The organism is Pacificimonas pallii, assembly GCF_019204005.1.
Taxonomy (GTDB): Bacteria; Pseudomonadota; Alphaproteobacteria; order Sphingomonadales; family Sphingomonadaceae; genus Pacificimonas; species Pacificimonas pallii.
Window position 1 is genome coordinate 71,346 of record NZ_JAGSPA010000002.1, and the last position, 23,931, is coordinate 95,276.

The 23,931-nt window shown below is 62.3% G+C and carries 35 protein-coding genes; 19 read left to right on the plus strand and 16 right to left on the minus strand.

Features of this window, described 5'->3' with window-relative positions; genetic code table 11:
- The first annotated feature begins 35 nt into the window (after positions 1–35).
- Positions 36–197 carry a DUF465 domain-containing protein gene (locus KCG44_RS05415; RefSeq protein WP_218444784.1) on the plus strand — a complete coding sequence of 54 codons (162 nt, stop codon included), beginning with the start codon at positions 36–38 and terminating at the stop codon, positions 195–197.
- A 257-nt stretch (positions 198–454) separates the two neighbouring features.
- Here the strand turns inward: KCG44_RS05415 and KCG44_RS05420 are convergent, their stop codons facing one another.
- Positions 455–1,387, minus strand: a complete 933-nt coding sequence (locus tag KCG44_RS05420) for a ribose-phosphate pyrophosphokinase (protein ID WP_218444785.1) — start codon at positions 1,385–1,387, stop codon at positions 455–457.
- Positions 1,388–1,583: 196 nt separating this feature from the next.
- On the opposite strand from KCG44_RS05420, the gene KCG44_RS05425 reads away from it, so the two are divergent.
- The 7 genes from KCG44_RS05425 to KCG44_RS05455 all read left to right on the plus strand — a co-directional run bounded on the left by KCG44_RS05425 (position 1,584) and on the right by KCG44_RS05455 (position 8,229).
- Positions 1,584–1,796, plus strand: coding sequence for a dodecin (locus tag KCG44_RS05425; protein ID WP_218444786.1), 213 nt, complete (start codon positions 1,584–1,586; stop codon positions 1,794–1,796).
- Between the two features lie 99 nt (positions 1,797–1,895).
- Positions 1,896–3,398: a sensor histidine kinase gene (locus KCG44_RS05430; RefSeq protein WP_218444787.1), complete on the plus strand. Its 1,503-nt coding sequence runs from the start codon at positions 1,896–1,898 to the stop codon at positions 3,396–3,398.
- An 87-nt stretch (positions 3,399–3,485) separates the two neighbouring features.
- Positions 3,486–4,754 (plus strand): Na+/H+ antiporter NhaA, encoded by a 1,269-nt coding sequence (gene nhaA, locus KCG44_RS05435; RefSeq protein ID WP_218444788.1) that lies wholly within the window; start codon positions 3,486–3,488, stop codon positions 4,752–4,754.
- Positions 4,751–5,458, plus strand: coding sequence for a hypothetical protein (locus KCG44_RS05440; protein WP_218444789.1), 708 nt, complete (start codon positions 4,751–4,753; stop codon positions 5,456–5,458). The genes nhaA and KCG44_RS05440 overlap by 4 nt, the downstream gene beginning before the upstream one ends.
- Positions 5,459–5,502: 44 nt before the next feature.
- The gene (locus KCG44_RS05445) at positions 5,503–6,864 is read left to right on the plus strand and encodes a phospholipase D-like domain-containing protein (protein ID WP_218444790.1); all 1,362 of its coding nucleotides are present in this window, start codon (positions 5,503–5,505) and stop codon (positions 6,862–6,864) included.
- Between the two features lie 80 nt (positions 6,865–6,944).
- Positions 6,945–7,721, plus strand: coding sequence for an SDR family NAD(P)-dependent oxidoreductase (locus tag KCG44_RS05450; protein ID WP_218444791.1), 777 nt, complete (start codon positions 6,945–6,947; stop codon positions 7,719–7,721).
- 10 nt (positions 7,722–7,731) lie between these two features.
- Positions 7,732–8,229 (plus strand): flavodoxin family protein, encoded by a 498-nt coding sequence (locus KCG44_RS05455; RefSeq protein ID WP_218444792.1) that lies wholly within the window; start codon positions 7,732–7,734, stop codon positions 8,227–8,229.
- Between the two features lie 26 nt (positions 8,230–8,255).
- Here the strand turns inward: KCG44_RS05455 and KCG44_RS05460 are convergent, their stop codons facing one another.
- The 12 genes from KCG44_RS05460 to KCG44_RS05515 all read right to left on the minus strand — a co-directional run bounded on the left by KCG44_RS05460 (position 8,256) and on the right by KCG44_RS05515 (position 12,739).
- A complete protein-coding gene (locus KCG44_RS05460; protein ID WP_218444793.1) occupies positions 8,256–8,693 on the minus strand; it encodes a PaaI family thioesterase in 438 nt (145 codons plus the stop codon).
- Positions 8,694–8,706: 13 nt separating this feature from the next.
- Positions 8,707–9,150 carry a PaaI family thioesterase gene (locus KCG44_RS05465; protein ID WP_369411930.1) on the minus strand — a complete coding sequence of 148 codons (444 nt, stop codon included), beginning with the start codon at positions 9,148–9,150 and terminating at the stop codon, positions 8,707–8,709.
- Entirely contained in the window at positions 9,147–9,554 is a 408-nt protein-coding gene (locus KCG44_RS05470) for a SufE family protein (protein WP_218444794.1), read from the minus strand. Before KCG44_RS05470 ends, KCG44_RS05465 begins: the two co-directional genes overlap by 4 nt.
- Positions 9,555–9,601: 47 nt before the next feature.
- Positions 9,602–9,847, minus strand: coding sequence for a hypothetical protein (locus KCG44_RS05475; protein WP_218444795.1), 246 nt, complete (start codon positions 9,845–9,847; stop codon positions 9,602–9,604).
- Between the two features lie 4 nt (positions 9,848–9,851).
- On the minus strand, positions 9,852–10,088 hold the full coding sequence (locus KCG44_RS05480; protein ID WP_218444796.1) for a hypothetical protein: 237 nt from the start codon (positions 10,086–10,088) through the stop codon (positions 9,852–9,854).
- A 2-nt stretch (positions 10,089–10,090) separates the two neighbouring features.
- Complete coding sequence (locus KCG44_RS05485; RefSeq protein WP_218444797.1) at positions 10,091–10,420, minus strand: hypothetical protein; 330 nt, start codon at positions 10,418–10,420, stop codon at positions 10,091–10,093.
- Positions 10,421–10,431: 11 nt separating this feature from the next.
- Positions 10,432–10,719 (minus strand): hypothetical protein, encoded by a 288-nt coding sequence (locus tag KCG44_RS05490; RefSeq protein ID WP_218444798.1) that lies wholly within the window; start codon positions 10,717–10,719, stop codon positions 10,432–10,434.
- Positions 10,719–11,024, minus strand: coding sequence for a hypothetical protein (locus KCG44_RS05495; RefSeq protein ID WP_218444799.1), 306 nt, complete (start codon positions 11,022–11,024; stop codon positions 10,719–10,721). The genes KCG44_RS05490 and KCG44_RS05495 overlap by 1 nt, the downstream gene beginning before the upstream one ends.
- A 45-nt stretch (positions 11,025–11,069) precedes the next feature.
- Positions 11,070–11,453: an envelope stress response membrane protein PspC gene (pspC, locus tag KCG44_RS05500; RefSeq protein WP_218444800.1), complete on the minus strand. Its 384-nt coding sequence runs from the start codon at positions 11,451–11,453 to the stop codon at positions 11,070–11,072.
- Complete coding sequence (gene pspB, locus KCG44_RS05505) at positions 11,450–11,746, minus strand: envelope stress response membrane protein PspB (protein ID WP_218444801.1); 297 nt, start codon at positions 11,744–11,746, stop codon at positions 11,450–11,452. The genes pspC and pspB overlap by 4 nt, the downstream gene beginning before the upstream one ends.
- A 1-nt stretch (position 11,747) precedes the next feature.
- Entirely contained in the window at positions 11,748–12,437 is a 690-nt protein-coding gene (gene pspA / locus KCG44_RS05510; RefSeq protein WP_218444802.1) for a phage shock protein PspA, read from the minus strand.
- 122 nt (positions 12,438–12,559) lie between these two features.
- The gene (locus KCG44_RS05515; protein ID WP_218444803.1) at positions 12,560–12,739 is read right to left on the minus strand and encodes a hypothetical protein; all 180 of its coding nucleotides are present in this window, start codon (positions 12,737–12,739) and stop codon (positions 12,560–12,562) included.
- Between the two features lie 194 nt (positions 12,740–12,933).
- On the opposite strand from KCG44_RS05515, the gene pspF reads away from it, so the two are divergent.
- Entirely contained in the window at positions 12,934–13,983 is a 1,050-nt protein-coding gene (gene pspF / locus KCG44_RS05520; protein WP_218444804.1) for a phage shock protein operon transcriptional activator, read from the plus strand.
- A gap of 55 nt (positions 13,984–14,038) precedes the next feature.
- On the opposite strand, the gene KCG44_RS05525 is transcribed toward pspF, so the two are convergent.
- Entirely contained in the window at positions 14,039–14,203 is a 165-nt protein-coding gene (locus KCG44_RS05525; RefSeq protein WP_218444805.1) for a hypothetical protein, read from the minus strand.
- A 34-nt stretch (positions 14,204–14,237) separates the two neighbouring features.
- On the minus strand, positions 14,238–14,405 hold the full coding sequence (locus KCG44_RS05530; protein WP_218444807.1) for a hypothetical protein: 168 nt from the start codon (positions 14,403–14,405) through the stop codon (positions 14,238–14,240).
- A gap of 270 nt (positions 14,406–14,675) precedes the next feature.
- Here KCG44_RS05530 and KCG44_RS05535 point away from each other — a divergent pair, with 270 nt between their 5' ends.
- The 6 genes from KCG44_RS05535 to pal all read left to right on the plus strand — a co-directional run bounded on the left by KCG44_RS05535 (position 14,676) and on the right by pal (position 19,065).
- Positions 14,676–15,137, plus strand: coding sequence for a YbgC/FadM family acyl-CoA thioesterase (locus KCG44_RS05535; protein WP_218444808.1), 462 nt, complete (start codon positions 14,676–14,678; stop codon positions 15,135–15,137).
- Between the two features lie 16 nt (positions 15,138–15,153).
- Positions 15,154–15,846 carry a protein TolQ gene (tolQ, locus tag KCG44_RS05540; protein ID WP_218444810.1) on the plus strand — a complete coding sequence of 231 codons (693 nt, stop codon included), beginning with the start codon at positions 15,154–15,156 and terminating at the stop codon, positions 15,844–15,846.
- Position 15,847: 1 nt separating this feature from the next.
- Positions 15,848–16,315, plus strand: a complete 468-nt coding sequence (locus KCG44_RS05545) for an ExbD/TolR family protein (protein WP_218444812.1) — start codon at positions 15,848–15,850, stop codon at positions 16,313–16,315.
- Entirely contained in the window at positions 16,312–17,085 is a 774-nt protein-coding gene (tolA, locus tag KCG44_RS05550; protein WP_218444814.1) for a cell envelope integrity protein TolA, read from the plus strand. Before KCG44_RS05545 ends, tolA begins: the two co-directional genes overlap by 4 nt.
- 2 nt (positions 17,086–17,087) lie before the next feature.
- The gene (gene tolB, locus KCG44_RS05555; RefSeq protein WP_255536372.1) at positions 17,088–18,446 is read left to right on the plus strand and encodes a Tol-Pal system beta propeller repeat protein TolB; all 1,359 of its coding nucleotides are present in this window, start codon (positions 17,088–17,090) and stop codon (positions 18,444–18,446) included.
- Between the two features lie 73 nt (positions 18,447–18,519).
- On the plus strand, positions 18,520–19,065 hold the full coding sequence (gene pal / locus KCG44_RS05560) for a peptidoglycan-associated lipoprotein Pal (protein WP_218444820.1): 546 nt from the start codon (positions 18,520–18,522) through the stop codon (positions 19,063–19,065).
- A gap of 167 nt (positions 19,066–19,232) precedes the next feature.
- Here pal and KCG44_RS05565 read toward each other — a convergent pair whose 3' ends face one another.
- Complete coding sequence (locus tag KCG44_RS05565; protein ID WP_218444822.1) at positions 19,233–19,946, minus strand: class I SAM-dependent methyltransferase; 714 nt, start codon at positions 19,944–19,946, stop codon at positions 19,233–19,235.
- Between the two features lie 116 nt (positions 19,947–20,062).
- On the opposite strand from KCG44_RS05565, the gene KCG44_RS05570 reads away from it, so the two are divergent.
- The 4 genes from KCG44_RS05570 (at position 20,063) to KCG44_RS05585 (ending at position 23,886) form a co-directional block, all read left to right on the plus strand.
- Positions 20,063–20,524 carry a GNAT family N-acetyltransferase gene (locus KCG44_RS05570; RefSeq protein WP_255536373.1) on the plus strand — a complete coding sequence of 154 codons (462 nt, stop codon included), beginning with the start codon at positions 20,063–20,065 and terminating at the stop codon, positions 20,522–20,524.
- An 81-nt stretch (positions 20,525–20,605) separates the two neighbouring features.
- Positions 20,606–21,718: a flavodoxin-dependent (E)-4-hydroxy-3-methylbut-2-enyl-diphosphate synthase gene (ispG, locus tag KCG44_RS05575; RefSeq protein WP_218444825.1), complete on the plus strand. Its 1,113-nt coding sequence runs from the start codon at positions 20,606–20,608 to the stop codon at positions 21,716–21,718.
- A 99-nt stretch (positions 21,719–21,817) separates the two neighbouring features.
- The gene (locus KCG44_RS05580) at positions 21,818–23,371 is read left to right on the plus strand and encodes an amidohydrolase family protein (RefSeq protein WP_218444827.1); all 1,554 of its coding nucleotides are present in this window, start codon (positions 21,818–21,820) and stop codon (positions 23,369–23,371) included.
- Positions 23,368–23,886 carry a thioredoxin family protein gene (locus tag KCG44_RS05585; protein WP_218444828.1) on the plus strand — a complete coding sequence of 173 codons (519 nt, stop codon included), beginning with the start codon at positions 23,368–23,370 and terminating at the stop codon, positions 23,884–23,886. Before KCG44_RS05580 ends, KCG44_RS05585 begins: the two co-directional genes overlap by 4 nt.
- Positions 23,887–23,931: the final 45 nt, after the last annotated feature.

The window sequence follows — 23,931 nt, forward strand, 5'->3', positions numbered from 1 at the left end:
CGTTCCCTATCGCTTCAATCAAGGAGGTTCGAACTATGGGTCAGGCAAATTCGCACATCGCGGCGCTCTCGAAACGGCACGAGGCACTGGAGATGAAGATCGAAGCGGAAACACATCGCCCCCACCCTGACGACGTTCGCCTTCATGAGCTGAAAAAACAGAAACTGAAACTGAAGGATACGATCTACGCGCATTGAAGCGTAGGGCTGGTCCTTCCGGCCATTTTCCACAGCTGGTACGCCCGGACCCCTGCCTCAGGCTCGTCTTTTCATTGCTGGAAAGCCGCAGCCATGCGCGATATTGTCCCTGACCCCGATGGCCTTGTCCATCGCGAGGCAGAAGGGGCCATCGTGCCGATGGCGCGGATCATGATTATGCCGTGACGCTGGAGAAGCCGGTGGAAGCGACCCGGATCTGCGGTCGCTGGTGCGCGGGCGAAAAAGGGCGAGGCCGCCTAGTCGAACAGGCTGCTGACCGAGCTTTCGTCGGCGATGCGGCGAATGGCTTCGCCGAGGAGGGGGGCGATGGTAAGCTTGCGGACGCCGTTGCTGGACGCATCGGCCGACAGCTGGATCGAGTCGGTAATGACGAGCTCCTCCAGAACCGAGTTCTGCACACGGGCAACGGCGCCGCCGGAAAGAACGCCGTGGGTGCAGTAGGCGAGCGCCTTTGAGGCACCCGCCTCTGTCAGGGCGGCGGCGGCGTTGCACAGCGTACCTGCGGAATCGACAATGTCATCGATAAGGATGCAGAAGCGGCCGTCGACGTCGCCGATGATGTTCATAACTTCGGATTCGCCAGCGCGTTCGCGGCGTTTGTCGACGATGGCGAGGGGGGCGTTGTCGAGGCGCTTGGCCAGCGCGCGGGCGCGCACGACGCCGCCGACATCGGGACTGACGATGGTCAGGTTTCCGATATCGAAACGCGCCTTGATGTCCTCCGCCATGACGGGCGCGCCATAAAGATTGTCCGTGGGGATATCGAAGAAGCCCTGTATCTGGCCGGCGTGCAGGTCCACGGACAGCACGCGGTCAGCACCCGCGGTGGTGATCAGATTGGCGACGAGTTTCGCCGAAATCGGCGTTCGCGGGCCGGGCTTCCGATCCTGCCGCGCATAGCCATAATAAGGAACAACCGCGGTGATACGCCGCGCCGACGAGCGTTTCAGCGCGTCGATCATGATCAGCAGTTCCATCAGATTGTCGTTCGCCGGTGCGGGCGTCGACTGGATGACGAAGACGTCCTCGCCGCGAACATTCTCGTGGATTTCCACGAAGACTTCCTCATCCGCGAACCGGCGCACACTGGCATCCGTAAGCGGCATTTCAAGATAGGAAGCAATGTCTTCCGCCAGTGGCAGGTTGGCGTTGCCGGTCATGATCTTCATAGGTACGCGGGTTCCCTATTGGCGGCGGTGCCGACTCGAACGGCCCCCCTGTGCGGTCCCTCGCCTAACCGCGCGCGGGATTCGCAGCAACGCATGACGTGACAAAATTATGTCTAATCGTGATCGGCACGAGCGGACCTTTTCGCCATCCGTGCGTTATATTCGTGGAAATCACGGAAAAAGAGGAAACGCGTCCATGTCAGATAATGTCTATGCCATCACCGAACTCGTCGGCACGTCGGAAACCAGCGTCGATGACGCCATTCGCGGCGCCGTACGGCGGGCATCGAAGACGCTGAAAAACCTCGACTGGTTCGAGATGACGAGCATTCGCGGGCATATTGTCGATGGCGAGGTCCAGCATTTCCAGGTGGGTGTGAAGATCGGTTTCCGTCACGAAAGCCAATAGCGCGGCGTTGGCGGCGGCGTTGGAGCTGGCGGGGACGTCGGTGGCGGCGCAGGAAGGTGGGCCTTTGCCTACGCGCCGTCTCCGCGATAGGAGTGACTGATGTTATCTCCCGCAGAACTGGCCGACGACGCGCTGTCAAAAGAGATCGAGGCCGAGCGTATTGCCGTTCTGGAGGCGCTCGATGTCCTCGATACGAGCGCCGAGCCCGGTCCGGACAAGGCGGCCAGGGCGATGGCGCTCGCTTTCGATGCGCCGGTCGCCTTCGTATCGCTGGTCGACCGGGACCGGCAATGGTTCAAGGCGAGCTATGGCTCCGAGCTGCGTGAGACACCGCGCAATATATCCTTTTGCACGCACGCCGTCCAAGTGCCGGACGAGGTCATGATCGTCCCCGACGCGCGGGAGGACGCGCGGTTTGTGAACAACCCGCTGGTGACCGGGGAAGCGCAGGTTCGATTTTACGCAGGTGCGCCCATCATCATTCAGGGGCACGCCATTGGCAGTCTGTGCGTCATCGACAATGTTCCAAGACATGATACGCCGGAGCGGCTGATTTCGATGCTGCGCGAAATGGCCGATGTCGTCGCGCTCAGTCTTGAAAGCCGCCTTTTGAAGGACCGGGCCGACCGGGCCGAGGCCGATAAGCGACTGGTGAACGAGCGCATGGCATTCGCGCTGGATGTCGCCGACATGACCATCTGGAGCTGGGACCTGGAGACCGACCGGATGGTTAATTTCGGACGCGGCCGGTCACGCGACGCAAAACAGGAATTTTCCGTCGAAGAGTTTATCGACGCCGTTGTGCCCGAGGACAGGGACGGCGTTCGGGCGGCCCTGTCGGAGGCAAGGCGCGACGGGTCGGAATATCACGCGGAATACCGCATGATCGCGGCGCCGGAGATCTGGATGATGTCGGAGGGCCATGCCGTCGAACATGCCGCTGACGGTGCGGTCATGCAGGTGACCGGGGTCGAAACGAATATCACGGTGCAGAAACGCCATGAGATGCTGCTGGAAACCACGGCGCAGGAGATGCGTCACCGGGTGAACAATCTGATCGGTCTGGCGGATGCGCTGGCCGGGCGGACGGCGCGTGAGACGGATTCTGTCGATGATTTTCTCACGCTGTATCGCTCGCGCCTGCAGGCGCTGGCGCGAACGCAGAAGATGCTGCTGTCGGGTGAAGGACAGGCGAAACTGACAGGTTTGATCGAGGCGGTCATCGAACCGTTCCGGCGCAAGGACCGCTCGGTGATGACGCTGGACCTGCCAGACCTGAAGGTCAGAAACGCCATGACGCAGGTTCTGACGCTGGTGTTCCACGAACTGACGACGAACGCGTTGAAATATGGCGCGCTCCGCTGGCCCACCGGTGCCGTTCACCTGAAGGGGGCGGTCGTCGATGACCGCCTGCAGATCACATGGAGCGAGTTTACCAATAGCACCGGCGACGTCTCGCCGCTGGAAGACTATGTGGAGATCACGTCGTCGCAGCGCGGCAGGTCGATCGTCGACCGGATGGTGCAGGCGCAGGGCGGTACGATCTCGTTCGATTTTCGTGAAAGCGGCCTCGTCGTACAGCTTGACCTGCCGCAGGATTGATTTCTTTACGAACGCCGACGAAGTCCCCTATTGGGACGACGTTGAGCGACACGCCTCGTGCCAGATATATGGAGCAAGACCCAACCGATGCAGAGCCTCCTGAAACGCGTTGAGAAGGCCGTCGTGCTGAAGCCAAGGTCCGCGCTGAGGGATTTTGTCAGAACCGAGTCCGCAGGCGGTATCGTCCTGATGGTTTCGGCGGTGCTGGCAATCCTGGTCGCCAATTCGCCCTTCGCCGATGAATATTTCGGCGCGCTGAAGACATATATTGGCGGTTTTGACTTTACTCCGCGCGGCGAAGCTGAAGGCATAAAGTTCAAGGGGTTGAGCCTTGAACACTGGATCAATGACGGCCTGATGGCGATCTTCTTCCTGCTGGTCGGCCTGGAAGTGAAACGCGAAATGCTGGATGGCCAGCTGTCCACGTGGGAGCGGCGCATATTGCCGGGCGCAGCGGCTGCGGGGGGCATGGTGTTCCCGGCGTTGATTTTCGTGGCGCTGAACATTGGTGAGCCGACGCTGCGCGGCTGGGCCATTCCGGCGGCGACGGACATCGCCTTCGCGCTTGGCGTGCTGGCGCTGCTGGGAAAGCGGGTGCCGGGATCACTGAAGATTTTCCTGACGGCGGTTGCGATTATCGACGACCTTGGCGCGATCATCATCATTGCGCTGTTCTACACGAGTGAACTGAATATTGCGGCGCTGGTGCTGGCAGCGGCGCTGCTGGGCGTGCTGGCGTTTCTGAACAGGCAGAATGTGAGGAGCCTGATACCCTATCTGATCATCGGCGTTGTCGTCTGGGTGCTGATGCTGGTTTCGGGCGTGCATGCCACGCTCGCGGGTGTCGCGGTCGCGCTGACCATCCCGCTGACGACGGCGCCCGGCACGCCGGACAGCGTGGAATCGCCGCTGCATAAACTGGAACACGCCATCGCACCCTATGTGGCGTTTCTGGTCGTTCCGATCTTCGGCTTTGCGAATGCGGGCCTTAGTTTCGACGGGTTGAAGCTCAGCATGCTGACGGACCCGCTGGTGCTTGGCATTGCGCTTGGCCTGTTTGTCGGCAAACAGATCGGTGTGTTTGGCGTGATGTGGGTGCTCGAAAAGCTCGATATCGTCGATTATCCTGTCAACGCGTCGACGGCGCAGGTTTACGGCGTGGCGCTGTTGTGTGGCATCGGCTTCACGATGAGTCTGTTCATCGGCAATCTGGCCTTTACGGACGCCTATTATATATCCGAGGTGAAGATCGGCGTGCTGCTGGGATCCATGGTGTCCGGTATCGTCGGCGCCGCCGTCCTCATATTGGCAAAGCCGAAAAGGCAAGAGGTCGACGCGGAAACGGCTGAGGCATGAAGCGGGCGATCGCGCTGCTGCTGGCGGCGATTTCAGGGTCGGCGACGGCGCAGCAGGCCGCCGAGGTGCCGGGCGATGCCCAGACATGGTTCGAAACCCGCGTGGAAGCGGCCGCGCCGCTCGCCCCCTCGCTCGCCGACCTGCGCGAAGAGGCGCTGTTCCGCGCGCGCTGGTCGACGACGATCCAGCCCTGTTCCGCGCCGCCCGAAAATCTGCGCCTCTTTGGACTGCGCCCGGCCATGGCGGACCGGCTGGTCACCAATGGCATGCTTGCCGACGCATTCCTGGGGGCCTGGACATTTTATGCGGAAACGGACTGCGCCGAGACGCCGCTGCTGCGCTATATGTACGTTCTGGAAAAGGATGGCAGCCACGTCTTGATGGTCGTCAACCGCGGCGAGACCATCGCGACGCCGAGCATGATGCGCGAGACGAGCGCGGTCGCCGGGGCCGACGCCTTTGCGGCGGCGAAAGCGCGCCAGCCGGACTGCGATATCAAGAGCGTGGGCATGCGCGCCGCGCGCATCGATGCGACAGATCCCGGTTTGGGCCCGGAGATCGCCGGCACCCGCTTCACCGGTGGCTGGTCGGAAATCTGGGCGTTTCGCGCCTGCCAGCAGGATGTCGAGGTGCATGTGCGCTTCGATACCGACGGCAGGGGCGGAACGACCGCCCGTATCCAGAACACGCGGGTCGTCGGCTAGCATCCGCGTTTCCCGAATGACCACGGGCCGGGTATAAGGCGCCGATGGATTTCATTTTCGCGCATCTGACGGCCGTGATCGTGACCTTCGGGGTGGTGATGGCGACAAGCCTGCTGCTGCGGCAGCGCCGTGCGCCGCAGGCGTCCATGGCATGGCTGCTCTCGATCCTGTTGCTGCCCTATATCGCGCTGCCGCTGTTCCTGCTGTTCGGGCTGAGCCGGACGAACCAGCAGAAGATGCTGCCCCAAATCAGCGCGAGCCAGGTACCGGCGGAACTGCCGCCGGGGCCAGCGGCGCCTCTCCTCGCAAGTTACCGGATTCCGTCCGTCTCGGAGGGGAACCGCCTGATATTCTATCCGGATGGCGAGGCGACATGGAACGAGCTGAACGCGATGATCGCGCGCGCCGAGCGGTCCATCTGGTTGTCCACCTATGTCCTGCGGGATGGACCGGTCGGCGGCGCGGTACTCGAAGCGTTGTCGAAGCGGGCGCGGGACGGTCTGGACGTCCGGATCATGGTGGATGCGGCGGGATCGCTGTTCCTGCCGGAAAGATCGCTTGCGCCTTTGCGAAAGGCGGGCGGGCATGCGATCCGCTTTTCGCCGCTATGGCGGCTGCCGTTTCGTGGACGGCCAAACCTGCGAAATCATCGCAAGGTGCTGCTTGTGGACGAGAAACAGGCGCTGGCGGGGGGATTTAACATTGCGCAGGAATATCTCGGGCCGGGGAGCGATGCGGCGCGCTGGCGGGAACTGGCGTTTCGTGTCGATGGGCCGGCGGCGCTGGATTATGCGGCGATGTTCCGGTCGGACTGGGAAGATACGAGGGGCGCGGAACTGCCGCCGCCGCCTGCGCCGCTGCAACGCGCAGGCAATTCCGCCGTGCAATTGGTGCCAAGCGGACCCTATGCCGAGGGGCAGGTGCTTTTCGATCTGATCCTGTCAGTGATCTTCGCGGCGAAACGGCGTGTGTGGATCGTGACGCCCTATTTCATTCCCGATGAGGCGGTGGCGCGCGCGCTGGAGCTTGCCGCGCGGCGCGGGGTCGATGTCCGGGTGGTGGTGCCGGACCGGTCCAATCACCGCATCGCGGATTTCGCGCGCGGCGCCTATTTGCGGGAGCTTGGCGCGGCGGGGGTGAAGGTGTTCCGTTACAAGGTCGGCATGATCCACGGGAAGGCGATTATCGCCGACGACGCGGCGCTGGTCGGCTCCCCGAACCTTGATTTTCGCAGCCTGTTCCTGAACCGGGAATCGACGCTGGTGCTGTATCAGGAGGATGATATCGCCCAGGTCGCCGACTGGATCGACGGGCTGCGCGCGGCATCGAAGGAAGGCCCGCGCAAACTGGGCGTCATCAAGGAACATCTGGAAGGGGTTGCCCGGCTCGCGGCGCCGCTGCTTTAGGCCCCTCCCCAAAGGAAGGGGAAAGAGGTATGCCGCTTTGGCGTAGGACTGGGACTTTCACGTAACGGAGCAGCAAAGCCATGACCATTCCCGCCCTTTTCGACATGACCGGTCAAACGGCTGTCATCACGGGGTCGAGCCGCGGTATCGGCAAGGCCATCGCCCACCGCATGGCCGAGCACGGCGCGAACGTCGTGGTTTCCAGTCGCAAGATCGACGCCTGCGACGCGGCGGTCGCCGAGATCAACGAAGCGGTCGGCCGCGATGCGGCGATCGCCGCGGCGTGTAACATCTCGTCAAAAGACGATCTGTCGAATCTGGTCGATACGGCGCGCGGCAAGTGGGGCCGGGTCGACGCACTGGTCTGCAATGCGGCATCGAATCCCTATTATGGCCCGCTTGCGGAAATTGGCGATGAGCAGTTCACCAAGATCCTGCACAATAACATCATTTCCAATCACTGGCTGATCCAGCTGGTCGCGCCGGAAATGCGCGCGCGCAAGGATGGCAGCATCATTGTCGTGTCGTCCATTGGCGGCCTGAAGGCCTCCACGGTCATCGGTGCGTATAATATTTCCAAGGCGGCCGATCTGCAGCTGGTGCGCAATTATGCGGCGGAGCTGGGGCCCGACAATGTCCGCGTGAACGCCATCTGCCCCGGCCTGATCAAGACCGATTTTGCGCGCGCGCTGTGGGAGAACCCCGATACGCTGAAGATGGCGACGGCGCATTCTTCGCTGAAGCGCATCGGCGAACCCGACGAGATCGCCGGCATGGCCGTGTTCCTGGCGACAAAGGCGGGTGCCTTTACCAGCGGGCAGGGCATGGTCATCGACGGCGGCGCGACCATCGTCTGACAGTGGCTGGATGACGATTCCCCGCCTCCTGATCGTCTGGCATTCCGCGACCGGCGGCACGCGCCAGATGGTGGAAGCGGCGCAGGCCGGTGCGCGTGAAGAAAAGGGCGCGGACGTGGCCGTCCGCGCGGCGCCCGATGCAACGCCTGAAGAGATGCTGGCGGCGGACGGCTATCTGTTCGCCGCGCCCGAGAACCTCGCTGCGATTGCGGGCGTGATGAAGTCATTTTACGACCGCTGCTATTATCCGGTCCTGGGGCGCATCGAGGGGCGGCCCTACGCGCAGATGGTCTGTGCGGGATCGGACGGCGAGAACTGCGTGCGCCAGACCGCGCGCATCGCGAAGGGCTGGCGGCTGAAGGCGGTGGCCGAGCCGATCATCGTCTGCACCCATGCGCAAACGACCGAGGCGATCCTGGCGCAAAAAACGATCCCCGAGGCCGAGCTCACACGCTGCCGCGACATGGGGCAGGCGCTCGCCGCCGGACTGGCGATGGGGCTATTCTGAGCGCGCGGGCCGCGCGCGCGCGGCAGTTAACGTTTCAGCATCACGTTCATGCGGGCGGTGGCAATGGGTTTGTCCGCATCGGACTGCCATGCGGTGACCTGCACGTTGACGACGCGGCGGCCCATGCGGACGATGGTGGCACGGGCATAGGTGTCCTCGGGCTGGCCCGCGCGCAGATAGTCGACGGTGACGTCGATCGGCTTGATCGCCGGAACCTTTTCCTCATCGCGAAGGCTGTGAAGAAGCTGCGCGATGCTCGCGATTTCCATAAGGCCCGCGACGCTGCCACCGTGCAGGCGCGGCGGCTGCGGAGACCCGATCAGGGCTTTGGTAAAAGGCATGATGAGCGTGACGCCATCCTGGCCGACCGAGAATTGAAGGCCGAGAAATTCGGCATAGGGCAGTCCGGTCAGGACGCCTTCGCTGGCCGTGGACACGCCGCGGCTAAGATCGGTAAAGCTCATGCGCCTGATACCGTCATGATTTCGATCCCGATGTCAGCATGAAGCAGCCCGCCATCAGCGCAATCGGGTCCTCGCGCTCGCCGTCATGGGCGTAACCGCGTACGAACGCGATGGAGCGGGTGAGCTTGTGCACCTTGGAATACCCGTAGACGGTCTCGCCGGGATTGGCAGGGCGCAGATAGTCGAGGCGAAGGTCCACCGTGGCAACGGGCGCGGGAATTTTGCGCGCGGCCTGTACCGAGAACCCGCCGACGGAATCCATCAGGGTAAAGACGGCGCCCGACGCGATGACGCCCTTCTCGCCGTCGGGAGCGGGATAGGCGACGAGCTTTTCCTGCCAGGGGAGGCTGAGTTCGGCCCAGTCCCGGCCGACGCCGCTATAGCCTATGCCAAGTTCCCGGATGTGCGGGATGAATTTCATGAACTGGTCGATGACCGGTTTCATGACAATGTTCACGCGGCCAGCCTTTTGGCGGTTTCCTGCACAAGGGCGATCATATTGGGGATGCCCTGTGTGCGGTTTGACGACAGGTGTTTGTCGAGCGCGAAGGGCTTCAGCCGGCCGGCGATGTCGATCTGGCGAACCTCGGCGGCGCTCCGGTCCTGCACCAGCGTCAGGATGAGAGCGACAATGCCCTTTGTGATGGCGGCGTTACTGTCGGCGAGAAAGCGGAGAGCGCCCGCTTTCGCGCTGACGGGATAGACCCAGACATCGGCGCTGCACCCGCGAACTTTTGTGGCGTCGGTCTTGAGGGCATCCGGCATCTCCTCAAGGTCTTTGCCAAGGTCGATCAGAAGCCGGTAGCGGTCGTCGGGTTCGAGGATTTCCCAATCCTCTTCAATACGGTCGAAATCGTTCATGCCCGCCTAGGTGCGTCGTCAGGCGCGCGGGGTCAACCATGATGCGGCTAAAGATCGACCCCGGCGGCGATGGCCTCGAGCTTGCGGACGCGTTCCTTCAGGTCGGCGACCTCGATACGGTTCATCGGGTTGCCGCTGGGAACATCGCCGAATTCGGCGTCCGCGCCGCGCGCGATCTGCGCCTGTTTCAGCTCCAGCCAGCCTCGCCAGCTCCAGGCGGCGAGGCCCGAAATCAGCGCCGCGCAGGCAAAGGCCGTCGCGGCGATGACGATGGTGGTGTGAAGGTCCGGCATGTGATCAGTCCTTTCCGTTATCATCCAGCGCGTCGATCTGGTCCGACAGTCGGCGCGTCTTGTCCGTGGCAATGCGTTCCAGCGTTTCTATGCGCTGTTTCAATTCCATGATTTCAGTCTTCAGGGCCTGCTTCTCACCGCGCTCCGCAGGCATCTCGTCAGCGCGCCTCTGGCGCTTCATGATGATTCCGCCGACCATGGCGATCAGCACGATGAGGACGGCGGCAGACCAAGACCCCATGATCAGTTCGCCCTTTTATCTTCGAGCGAGTCGATTTCAGCCGACAGGCGGAGCGATTTGTCCGTGACAATGCGTTCGATGGTTTCGAGGCGGTCGGTGACGCTGCCTAGCTGCGCGCGCAGCTGTGCGTTTTCCTGCGTCAGAAGCGAGATACGCTCGCGTTCCTGGGTGGTGACCTTGGGGTGGAGGGCCTGTCCCCATGCCCCGTCGATCGGATATCCGTTCTTGATGCGAAGCCAGGTATTCACGACCCAGCCGCCGATACCGAGCGCGCCCAGCGCCATGCCGCCAAAGATCACATAGGGGAGGATGTTGGGATCAAGCGATTCCATCGGGTTTTCCTTCAATTGGCGCGGGGCAGAACCGGTCTGTCGGCGCGCAGATCTTCTATTTCGGCGGCGAGGCTGCTGCCCTTGTCCGTCGCGATCCGCTCGAGAACCCGCATGCGGGCCTCCAGCTTCTCGATATGGACCGCCTGCGAGGCGGCCTTGTCGGCAGCTTCATGTGCGGTGAGTTCCAGCTGCTTTTCCTTCAGGTCCAGCCAGCGCTTGCCCAGCTTTCCAGCGACGCCGGCCAGGACCGGAATGCCAACCACGATCATGAAGAAGCCAAGAACGAACCAGCCTTCCATCAGCGGTGCTCCCCGCCGAGGGCGTCGATCTCGTCCGACAGGCGCTTCCTGGGGTCGGTGGCGATGCGCTCAAGGACGCTGATGCGTTCTTCGAGGCGGCCGACCTGACCCTTCAGGGCTTCGTTTTCATTGGTGAGCAGTTCAACCTTTCGGGTGTCCTCGATACGCTCGTTCTTCTCAACGGGGTCGCCCCAGTCATCGGTCAGAGGATAGCCGTGGCGAGCCTGGATCCAGTTCTTGCCGATGGTGACCGCGCCGCAAACTGCGATGATCGCGATGACGAAAAGTGGTGATCCCCAGTCCATTGATTTTCCCCTTTGATATTATGTTGTCGCGGTTCCGGTGCTGTCTCAGAGCGAGTCGATCTCTCGCGCCAGGCCAGAGTTCTGCGTGGTGACGCCGCGCTCGACTTCGCTCAGCCGCCGATCAAGCGCGCGGAAGCGGCCGTGAACGTCCTTCAGCGAGCGCAGCGGTGCCCGGCGTGTCTGCATGGCGAAGCGTTCCTCTTCCGGGTTGAAGTTATCCCTGTAGAGTTCCGCCGGCTTCCTGTCGGCGATGACGCCGGTCGCGATATAGGCGACGGGCAGGATTGGCCCCAATGCGAAGATCGTGGTCAGCACGGCGCCGAGACGCCACCAGACAACATCGATACCGGTATAGTCTGCCAGACCCGCGCAAACACCAAGCCATTTGCCATCACGTTTGTTGCGGAAAAAGCGTTTCGTAGTTGTCATGACGTCCTCCGGACATTGGTGTTGCGGTCTTCGATTTTCTGGTCGAGCGTGGAACGCGGCTCCGGTGCGCTCAGGCGGCGCCAGTCGGGGTTGTCCACGTCCATGATACGTTCGATGGAATTGATACGGTCGTCCAGGCGATGGGCGACGTGGTAAAGATCGTCCAGGAGCTTCTCGTCATCGCTGGAAATCGACCGGCTTTTCTTCCACTGCGTGATGTTGTGGAACAGGATGGCCGGGAAAATGACGAAAATCGAAATGATTGCGACAAAGGGGATAAGGTCGTCCCACATATTAGTCCTCCTTCGCTTCAGCGGGTTTGCGATGCGTCAGGCGGTTTTTCATCTGCGTAAGTTCCGCTTCGACGGCGTCGTCGGCGGTAAGCGCCGCGAATTTGTCCTCGAGCGTGTCGGTGTCGTCGCCCATGCCCCAGGCATCGGCGCGGCCTTCCGCGTCATCGACCTTGCGTTCCAGCACATCGAAGCGGCTGAATGCCTCCTGCGTCTTGCCGCCGCGCAGCAGGCTGCGGACACGAACGCGGTTATTGGCGGTTTCGAGACGCTGGAGCAGGGCACCCTGGCGGGCGCGCGCTTCGCGCAGCTTCGATTCCAGTTTCTGAATGTCTTCCTCATAGGTACCGAGGCTGTCGTTCAGAAGGTCGACTTCGGCCTGTAGCTGGCTGGCTCCGCCGGACGCCTTCTGTTTCTCAAGGAGCGCTGCCTTTGCGAGATCTTCGCGATCCTTCGAAAGCGCGAGTTCGGCTTTTTCTTCCCAGGTGGATGACGCCTCTTCGAGCTTGATGATCGAGCGGCGCAGTTCCTTCTGGTCCGCGATCGTGCGGGCGGCGGAGGCGCGAACCTCGACGAGTGTTTCTTCCATTTCCATGATGATCATACGGATCATCTTCGCCGGGTCTTCCGCCTTGTCGAGAAGATCGGTGACATTGGCGGCGACGATGTCGCGAGTTCGGGAGAAAATACCCATGCTGATTACCTTTGTTGTTGTTCGGGTAAAGTGGATCGGCGGGGGCGGAAGAACGGTGGTGACCCGGTGTGGCAGGTCGTTACCGCTGTCAGGGGGGAGTGCATCGCCCCCGCCGGTCCCGGTCAGGCCAGGGAAAGGCCTGCCGTGTTCGCCGCTACGGCCGTCATCGGCGAAGCGGTGTAAACGTCGGCGCGGGGATCAGGCCCGGCTGCGCCGTAGAAGACGGTGACTGTCAGTGCCGTTGCGGCGATCATGCCGACCAGGCTGCGGAGGATGTTGGTGTTGGCGGGTTCGTTAAACATTGTCTGGCTCCGTTTGTCTGATGGGCAGGTTCTTGTTGGTGTTGCCATAGGTTAAGCAACCCCCGTGCCAAGTTTTGGAAAAATCGTATTTATACAACATAAACAGCAACTTAACTGTTAATTCACGGTTCAGCTCCTATCCGACACAAAGAAAACATTTGCCAACAGTTGGTGAAAATTACTAACTGTCAGGAATGAATCCTGGTACGACGCTCGTTGGTCAATCGACCGTTCTTCTGGATGCCGTTGAGCGTGCAAGTCGCGCCGCCGCGCTCGACCGTCCCGTGCTGGTGATCGGCGAGCGGGGCACCGGCAAGGAACTGGTGGCGGAGCGCCTGCACCGCCTGTCCAATCGCTGGGATGCACCGCTGGTGACGGTGAACTGTGCCGCGTTGCCGGAGAACCTGCTGGATGCGGAACTGTTCGGATATGAACCAGGGGCGTTTACCGGGGCCACCAAGGGCCGGGCGGGGCGTTTCGAGGAGGCGGACACCGGCACGCTGTTTCTGGACGAACTGGGGACGTTGTCACCGCCCGCGCAGGAGCGTCTCCTGCGTGTGGTGGAATATGGCCAGTTGACCCGCCTCGGCTCCAATGAGGTGCGTCAGGTTGACGTGCGCATCGTCGGCGCGACCAATGCCGACCTGCCAGGGATGGCCGAAACGGGCGCGTTTCGCTCCGACCTCCTCGACCGGCTGAGCTTCGAGGTGGTGACGCTGCCACCGCTCCGCGTGCGCGGGGACGATATCATGGCGCTCGCCAATCATTTCGCCGGACGTATGGCGATCGAGATTGGCTGGGACAATTTCCCCGGCTTTTCGAAGGAAGCGCGGGCGAAGCTGACGTCGTATCCCTGGCCAGGCAATGTGCGTGAGTTGAAGAATGTCGTGGAGCGCGCGGTGTATAGTGCGGAGTTCGCGGACGAAGAGGTACGGGATCTGCGCTTCGACCCTTTTGAATCGCCGTGGCGGCCAAAGGCGGAGTCAAGCGCCGCCGGGCCGGCGGCGACAACCCTTGTGTCCGCCATCGCGGGCGATGAGGGCGCGAAATCGGGCACAGCGGCAGATATGGATTGCGAGGATCTGCGGATGGCCGTGCAGGACTTCGAGCGTACGCTGCTGGTCGCCGCGCTGGAAAAGTGCCGGTATAATCAGCGGGAGACGGCGGCGTCGCTCGCGCTGACCTATGATCAGCTGCGGCACGCCATGAAGCGGCACAGTCTGAACAAGCGGGAACCGGAATGAAACATGGCCGGAGCGTCGCCGCCCCGGCCATGTTTTCCGATTGCGCCGCGCGGGCTCAGGCGATGTGCGAAGCTGCCGTCTGCGTGACATCGACCATGTAGATGTCGGCGCGGGGATCGGGACCGGCTGCACCATAGAAGACGGTGACGGTCAGGACGGCGGAGGCGATCATGCCGCCGAGGCTGCGGAGAGTGTTGCTGTGTTTCGCTGCGGTGAACATGATCGATTCCCTTCGGATTTCGGTGTGGATGGAGCTAGGCGAGGTTGGCAGGGGCAGCGTCAGCGGCGGCGATGCTGGTGTAAACGCCGGCGCGGGGGTCTGGGCCAGCAGCGCCGTAGAAGACGGTGACGGTCAGGACGGCGGCGGCGATCATGCCTGCGAAGTTGCGGATGATGCTGGTGTCGTTTGCGGCGTTGAACATGATGGGGTGCCTTTTTTCTCTTGGTTGATGTGTCGTTGTCGGTGTTGCCCACTCCTAAGCAACGGCTGTGCCAAGTTTTGGATATTTTTTGATTTATGTTTATTATCAGAGAGGTATGGGTTCATTCTGTGTTCAGGGAGTTATTTCAGGAAAAACGTAATTTGCCATTAATTGGGAAAAATCACCAATCATGGGAAAATCATGCGACGCTGCGACAGGCATGCGACAAATGTCTCGAAGTCTGACGCGGCGCGTGCGAAAGGGAGGGTGATGACACCCGCTCCTCCTTCTGGCCTGTTCGACGGCGGTGTGCACCGCTTTCCCGTTCGTATCTATTTCGACGACACTGACCTGAGCGGAATTGTGTACCACGCGAACTACCTGCGTTTTATGGAGAGGGCGCGTTCCGACATGCTGCGCGTCGCCGGCATCGACCAGCGCGCGACCATGGAAGCGGGCGAGGGCGTATATGCTGTCGCATCGCTGGAGATCGCCTATAAACGACCGGCGAAGCTGGACGATGTCCTGATCGTCGAGAGTGTTGTCAGCCGCGTCAGGGCCGCGGCAACGGAAATTCGTCAGTCTATCCTGCGTGAGGGGGAACTCATCACGCAGGCGGTTGTTACGGCCGCACTGGTTGCGCCAGACGGTCGACCAATAAGGCAGCCTGCGGCGTGGCGGAATCTGTTCGAAAAACTAATGACGCAAGTGAAAGGGGATCATGCAGGCTGAAACCGTAGAGATAGGCATGGCAGCAGCCACCGACCTGTCCCCCTGGGCCCTGTTCCTACAGGCCGACCTTGTCGTGAAGGCTGTGATGGTCGGCCTGATCGCGGCGTCGATATGGTCGTGGGCGATCATATTCGACCGCTCGGGCAAGATGAAACGCGTGGCGAAGCAGGCGGATGCCTTTGAAGACCGGTTCTGGAAAGCGGACAGCCTGGAAGATTTCCATACGGCGCAGTCGAAGCTGTCGCATCCGTCTGCCGCTATCTTCAACGCGGGCATGACCGAGTGGCGCCGTTCCAACAAGGGCGGCACCGTGCGAACGGAGGGGCTGAGGACACGCCTGGCATCGACCATGCAGGTGACCATCGACCGGGAAATCGGCGCACTGAGCGACCGGCTGAACGTGCTGGCGACCATCGGATCCGTGTCGCCATTTGTTGGCCTGTTTGGCACGGTGTGGGGCATTATGCGGGCGTTCACGGGTATCGCCGCCAGCCAGAACACAACGCTTGCCGTCGTCGCGCCAGGGATCGCAGAGGCACTGTTTGCGACCGCATTGGGGCTGTTCGCCGCGATCCCGGCGGTCATCGGCTATAATCGGCTGCTCCACCGAATCGGATCGCTGGAGGCGCGCCTCATTGGTTTTTCCGAGGAATTCCAGAACCTGCTGTCGCGCGAACTGGACCAGCGCAAGAGCGGGACGGGCGAATAGCATGGCGATGGGCGTTGCCAGCAGCGCTCGTGGCCGCGCGCGGGCGCGCCGGGCGCCCATGTCGGAAATCAACGTCACGCCGCTGGTGGACGTTATGCTGGTGCTGCTGATCATTTTCATGATCACCGCGCCGCTGCTGGTGGCGGGCGTGCCGGTCGATCTGCCGGAATCGAGTGCGGGCGCGCTGAATAGCGACGATACGCCCATCCAGATCTCCGTCGAGGCGAATGGCGATATCTATATTGACGAACAGTTGCAGGGCCCGGGCGTATTTCCTGCGCGGCTGGCCGCCATCCGTACCGCGCGTCAGGGACCGGACGAGCCGCGGGTCTATATCCGCGCCGACCGGGCGCTGGATTATGGCCGGGTCATGGCGGTTCTGGGCGATGTGAACGCAGCGGGCTTTCGCCGCGTTGCGCTGGTGAGTGAAGCGGGCGCGCGTGAGGTCGGGGCTGCGGACGGCCAATGACCGAAACGCGCGCACTGACCATGGCCGGGATTGCGCATCTGGCGCTGTTCGCCACGTTGTCGCTGAGCTGGAGCCTGATGGCGGATCACACGATCACTTATGATGAGCCTGTGCCCGTCGAGTTCATCGAACTTGGCGAGATGCCGACGGTGACCGAGCGCCCGGAACCGACGCTGGCCGCCGCGCCGCGCGAAACCGTGGATGCCGCGCCCGCACCCGACACCGATATGCTGGAAGAGACGCCGCCGACGGAAGCGCCCGACCTGCTTGTGCCGACGGAAACCCCACCGCCGCCCGCCAAGGCAGCGCCCAAGCCGGAGCCGAAAAAGAAGAAGCCGCAAGAGCTGACCCAGGCCGTGGACCGGAACAAGGCGGAGGCCGACAGGGCGCTGGAAGAGCAGGATTTCGCCAGCATGATCACGGATGCGCTGCCGCCGCAGATCACATTGTCGTCCATCCAGCAATCGACGCTGGTTGGCCTGATCCGGGAGCGGATCTACAAATGCTGGGACCCGGCAGCGGGCGGGCCCGACAGTGCCGCCATTGTGACGACGCTGCGCGTGAAGGCGGCCAGGAATGGCGATATTATCGGCCGGCCAGTCGTGGTCCGGCAGTCCGGAAGCGCCAATGCGGGCTATAAACGCGCCGCGCGTGACGCCGCGATCCGCGCCGTGATGAACCCGAGCTGCTCGCTATCCGGTCTGCCCGAAAAGCTATATGCGGGCGGCTGGGAAGATTTCACACTGAATTTCGATCCGAAGGATTTGTAATGATGAACGGTCTAACTGGAGCGACGGGACGAGCGGTGAAGCCTCTGGCCGCGCTGTTCGTGCTTGTCGCCGCGCTCATCACAGGCCCCGCGGCGGCCCAGAATCTGTCGGTCGATATCAATCAAGGCGTGTCGCGTCCGCTGCCGATTGCGATCCCGGATTTCACGACGCAGCAGAATGTCGAAACGCCGGCGGGCACCACCTCGTCGCTTGGCAAGCGTGTTGCCGAAGTCATCACCAATGATCTGAAATCCTCGGGACTTTTCAGGCCGATAGACACGCTCGCCTTTACCACGAACGTTGCCTATCCAGATGTGCTGTCGCCGCAATTCGCAAGCTGGCGTACCGTTGCTGCGCAAGCGCTGGTCACCGGGTTTGCCGAGGCGCAATCGGACGGCAGCGTGACCATCGGCTGCTATCTGTACGATGTGTTCTCAGAAGAGGTGCTGGTGCGCGAAGGGTTCAACACGCCGGTTCGGAACTGGCGGCGGGCGGCGCATAAATGCGCGGACGCCGTCTATTCCCGGCTGACCGGTGAGGCGGGCTATTTCGATAGCCGTATCGTCTACATCTCTGAAACGGGCCGGGCGACGAACCGGATCAAGCGGCTGGCCATCATGGATCAGGACGGGGCCAATCACCGGTTCCTGACCAACGGCCAGAACCTGGTCCTGACGCCGCGGTTTGCGCCGAACCAGCAGACGGTGGCCTATCTCAGCTATGCGCAGAACCGGCCGCGCATCTATATGTACGATGTCAACACGGGACAGCAGCGGCTGGTTGGCAATTTTCCCAATATGAGCTTTGCGCCGCGCTTTTCGCCCGACGGGCGCACGCTGGCATTCAGTCAGAGCCGCGGCGGCAATACGGATGTCTATGTAATGGACGTGAACGGCGGGAATGTGCGCAGGCTGACGAATGCGCCGGGCATCGATACCGCGCCGAGTTTCTCGCCGGATGGCCGCCGCATCGCCTTTGAAAGTGATCGGGGCGGATCGCAGCAGATTTATGTCATGAACGCGGATGGTTCCGGGCAACGGCGCATCAGCTTTGGCGACGGCCGGTATGGCACGCCGGTCTGGAGCCCGCGCGGCGACCTGATCGCCATGACGAAGATTGGCGGCGGCAAGTTCCGCATCGGCGTCATGCGCCCCGATGGCAGCGGTGAACGCCTGCTGACGGACAGCTGGCAGGATGAGGGGCCGACCTGGTCGCCCAATGGCCGCGTAATCATGTTTTTCAGGTCGCGCAGGGGCGGCGGAGCGGATCTGCACAGCATCGATCTGACCGGTATCAACGAGCGGCGCATCCCCACGCCGCTCGAAGGCAGCGATCCGGCTTGGTCGCCATTGTTACAATAAAAAGCACGAGGAACCGGTAGGCCCTTTGAGGGTTGGCTTTACGAGTAGAAACGCATGTCAAAAGGGAAGTGCCATGAAAATGAGATTGACGAGTGTCGCAGCGATCGGCCTGCTGGTCGGTGTGTCGGCATGTTCCAAGAATAATGATGACCTGCCGCCACCGCCGCCGCCTCAGGAGACTGCGGCCACCACGCCGGTCGCTGCTACGCCCACACCGACGGACACGGTCACGAACACAGTCGTTCCAGGCAGCATGGAAGAGTTCATGCAGCAGGCGGGCACGGATACGGTCTATTTCGCCTATGACAGCTCGTCTCTTGACGGCGAGGCGCGCGACACGCTGACGAAGCAGGCGTCATGGCTGACGAAATATCCGAATGTCCGTATCACCATCGAAGGCCATGCCGACGAGCGCGGCACGCGCGAATATAATCTGGCCCTCGGTGAACGGCGCGCCAATGCCATCGTGACCTTCATGCAGCAAAATGGCATCGGCGCCAGCCGTGTGACGACGATCAGCTATGGCAAGGAACGCCCCGCTGTCGAAGGGTCGTCCGAGTCCGCATATGCGCAGAATCGCCGCGGCGTGACCACATTGTCGGGTGCGGCCGCAAGCTAACCCGCCTAACGGCCTGTACGACCGAAAAGGGGGGGCGTTCGCGTTGCGAGCGCCCCCCCTTTTGTTTGGGGTGCGCTCCTGATGATGTCCGGGCCGCCAGCGCTTTGGCAAAGTGTGGGGGCCGTCCACGGGGATTTCGCGGCCGGCTGGACCGACCCCTTTTAGAGTTACGGGTACCGTGCCGCCTCCGCTGTCACAAACAGCATGCTGCCCTCCGAAACGGCGCGCATAGGCGTTCGTAATCCTGAACGCGGTGCGTTCAGGCGGTCCAGCAGGCCCTGACGATGACGCGGTGCGGCGACTTCGCCGGCACGGTGCAATAGCGCCAGATAGTTTCGGCCAATCCATCGTTCCGCGACAAGGCTGCTCATGAAAATATTTGCCCCCGGCGCGGACACGCGCGCCAGTTCCTTGGTCACGGCCCCGACGTCTTCGAAAATATGAAGCATGCCGGGGCACAGGACCGACCCGAAACTTTCCGACCGGAACGGCAGTGCGTTCAAATCGGCCTGCAGCAGGACCAGATTGCCGGGCACCCCACCTGCGCTGGCGATCAGCCGGTTGCGTGCGGCGCGCAGCATGCCTTCCGACAGATCGCACAGGATCGAGCGCCGCCGGGACTCGATATGCTTGTGAACGGTCGAAACCAGCGATCCGCATCCGGCATCCAGCAGCGTCCCGCTGCCGGAACGCAATGCCGCGTTCGCGAACCGCGCATATGAGTGCGGCGACGTGCCCCACACCAGTCGATTGTACAGCCGATTGCCGATCAGGCGGTCGTAGAGCCGGGCATGTTTATCATAAACGAGCTGTGAAGCGCCGTCGGGATCCACCGACCAGATGTCATCCCCGAGCGGGCGCACGCTGATCCCGGGTTTCAAAACAGCTTCCAAAAGAGACGGCAGGGTCATTGTCAGGATTTACCGGGGCGACACAGGCGCGCCACTGCGGCATATTGCTGTACACATATAATGCGCGCCGGATGTGGGACGCCAACATGCCATTATCAATTGTCCAGGACAATCTGTCGGGGCGCGAGATTCGCGCGCTGTTAGAGGTGCATCTGGACGAAATGCACCGCAATTCGCCTGCCTGCCTTGTTCACGCCATGCCCGCTGAACGGCTTCAGGCCCCCGACGTGACCTTCTGGTCGGCATGGTCCGGTGACGCACTTGCCGGGTGCGGGGCGCTGAAGGAGATCGGTGCCCGGCACGGCGAGCTTAAATCCATGCGCACGGCACCGGCGTTCCTGCGCCAGGGGGTGGCGGAGGCGATCCTGCTGCACCTGATGGCCGAGGCACGGGCGCGGGGGTATCGGCGGCTGAGCCTGGAGACGGGAAGGACGGCACCGTTTCACCCGGCGCATGCGTTATACCGGAAACACGGCTTCACGGACTGCGCGCCGTTCGCGGATTATGCGGAGAATGACTTCAGCATGTGCATGACGCGTGTGATCTGACGGGCGCGCCGACGCGCCGCCTCGCCTTCGTCACACGACCTGGCTATATGGCGGTTAACCCAGTCAATTCAGGATCCTTCCATGTCCGTTCGCCCCTGGCGCGATATTGAGCGCCGCAAGTGCCGTCAGATCATGGTCGGCGATGTGCCGGTCGGCGGCGATGCGCCGATAACCGTGCAGACGATGACCAACACGCCGACGTCGGACGCGAAGGCGACGATCGATCAGATCCGCGCCTGTGAAGAGGTCGGGGCGGACATTATCCGCGTCAGCTGTCCGGATGTGGAATCAACCAGCGCGTTCGGGCTGATCGCAAAGGCGGCGCACGTGCCGCTCGTCGCGGACATTCATTTTCACTATAAACGCGCGCTGGAAGCGGCGGACGCAGGCGCGGCGTGTCTGAGGATCAACCCGGGGAATATCGGATCGTCGGCGCGTGTCGCGGAGGTTGTGCGGGCGGCCAAGGCGAATGGCTGTGCGATCCGCATCGGCGTGAATGCCGGTAGTTTGGAAAAAGACCTTCTGGAAAAATATGGCGAGCCGTGCCCCGAGGCGCTGGTGGAAAGTGCGCTCGATCATATCAAACTGCTGCAGGACCATGATTTTCACGAGTTCAAGGTCGCCGTGAAGGCGTCGGACGTGTTTCTGGCGGTCGCGGCCTATCATGCGCTGGCCGAGACGGTCGATTGCCCGCTGCATCTGGGCATTACCGAAGCGGGCGGCCTTATTGGCGGCACGGTGAAATCGTCGATCGGCATGGGCAGCCTTCTGTGGGCCGGTATTGGCGACACGATCCGCGTTTCCCTGTCCGCAGAGCCGATGGAGGAAGTCAAAGTCGGCTTTGAAATGCTGAAAGCGCTGGGCCTGAGGACGCGCGGCGTGCGCGTCGTGTCATGTCCCAGCTGCGCACGGCAGGGGTTCGACGTGATCCGCACCGTGGAAACGCTGGAAAAGCGGCTGGAGCATATCAAGACGCCCATGTCGCTGTCGGTTCTGGGCTGTGTGGTGAACGGGCCTGGGGAAGCGCGGGAAACCGATATCGGCCTTACCGGCGGCGGGAAGGGTAAGCATATGGTCTATCTGTCCGGCGTCACCGATCACCATGTCGAGAGCGAGGATATGGTGGACCATATTGTCAGCCTGGTCGAGAAGAAGGCCGCCGAGATCGAGGCGGGAATCTCGGAGGCGGCTTAGGACGCTTTTGGGTCCATGCCCGTTCTTGAAGGATCGGCTTGAGGTGCTGCGGATTTCACTTTTCTTGCCTTTCACGGGCATTGCGGCTCTAGACGAAATATGACCCGCACGCTCTTCATGGCCATTGCCGCCGCCACCCTCGCCGCGACCGCCCACGCGCAAGATCTTGTCCGCACGCCGGACAGTCAGGCCGACGATGGGGCGGGGCCGTATCCGACGCTGCTGATTTCCGGGGCGACCGTCATCGACGGTAGCGGGTCGCCGCCCATGGGGCCGCTGGACATCCTGGTAAAAAGCAACCGGATCAGTGCCATCGCACCGACCGGCGGCTTTGCGGACGCTTCGCCGGACAGGACGATAGATGCGAAGGGCATGTTCGTTCTGCCCGGCTTTGTCGATGTGCACGATCATAATGGCGATGCGCAAAAGGCACCCAATGCGGAATATGTGCACAAGCTGAGGCTGGCGCACGGGATCACAAGTGTGCGCGGCGTCGCGTTCCATTTTTCCGCGGATGATCCGGGGCTGGAAGAGGCGCGGCGGAGTGCGCGCGGCGAGATCACCGCCCCGCGCATGTTCCCCTACGCCGTTCTGGGCCAGCAATGGGGTGAGGCCTATCCCGCCACAGAGGAGGCCGCGCGCCGCTGGGTCCGCTGGGCGCAGGGTCGCGGCTATCACGGGATGAAGGTGTTCAACCCGACGCCGCCCGATATCCTGAGGGCCGCGCTGGACGAGGCCGGAAAGATCGGCATGGGGAGTGTGGCGCATCTGGGCCAGATCGGGGTCGTCGACCTGAACGGCCGGATCGCCGCGGAAGCCGGCATTGGCGGGCTGACGCATTTTTACGGGCATTTTGAATCCCTGCTGGACGGCGCGACCGTGCAGGATTTTCCGGCGGACTATAATTACGCCAATGAGCAGGACCGGTTTTCCGGCGTCACCGACCTTGCCGATCAGATCGCCGCGCCGGGATCGGAGGCGTGGGATGCCTATATCGACCTGCTGGTCGACAATGGCGTGACGATGTCGCCGACGTTCAACATCTATTCCGCCGGACGCGATTTGCAGCGGGCGCGGACGTTTGAGTGGCATGACCGCTACACATTGCCGTCGCTGATGCGGTTTTTTACGCCATCGGCAACCAATCACGGATCGTTCTTTTTTGACTGGAAGACCGAGGACGAACTTGGCTGGCGGCGCTTCTATCAGCCATGGATGCAGCTGGTGCGCGATTTTCGCAATCGCGGCGGGCGCGTGACGGTGGGGTCCGATTCCGGATTTATCTATCAGACATGGGGTTTCTCCTACATTGGCGAGCTTGAGATGCTGCAGGAGGCCGGGCTGACGCCGCTGGAGGTTGTCAGGGCGGCGACCATCGATGGCGCGCGGGAACTTTATCAGGCCAGGGGCGAAGCGCCTCCATTCGGGCTGGTGCGGGCGGGGATGCTGGCCGACCTGATCGTCGTACCGGAAAACCCGCTGGCGAATTTCAAGACGCTGTACGGAACCGGACATTTGCGGCTGGATCTGGAGACGGGCCAGCTGGCGCGTGTCGGGGGTGTGCGGTTCACGATCAAGGACGGCATCGTCTATGACGCGCCGAACCTGCTGGCCGATGTGGCGGCGATGGTGGCGGCGGAAAAAGCGAAATGATCGCACGAGGCGTCCTTGCCGCCGCGGTTCTGGCGATCAGTGCCTGTTCGCCGCCGCTGGCTTACGCGGCAGATCATGACGAGCCGAGGCCTTATGCGGCGGACATCGATGCGATGACGGCGGTTGATGCCGCGCTGTCGCGCGCGACCCTTGCGGGAAAGCGGGTCATTCTGGTGATGGGCGCGAACTGGTGCCACGACAGCCGCGGGCTCGCCGAACATCTGGAAAGCGCGCGGTTCGCCCCGCTGATCGCCGGGAATTTCGAAGTCGTTTACGTCGATGCGGGGCGACCGCGCGACGACGAGGCCGCGAACATGGACGTCGCGCGGCGATTCGGCGTCGAGGCCCTGGTCGGGACGCCCAATGTCTTCATATTGTCGGCAGCGGGCGAACGGCTGAATGACGAAGAGGATGTCCTTGGCTGGCGCGATGCCGCGAGCCGGGATCCGGACGATATCCATGCATATTTCGAGGGTTACCGCGCCCCGGATGCACGTGGGAATCCTGTAAGATAACAGACACATAAAATTCATCCTGCTGCACCGCAGCAAGGATTATGG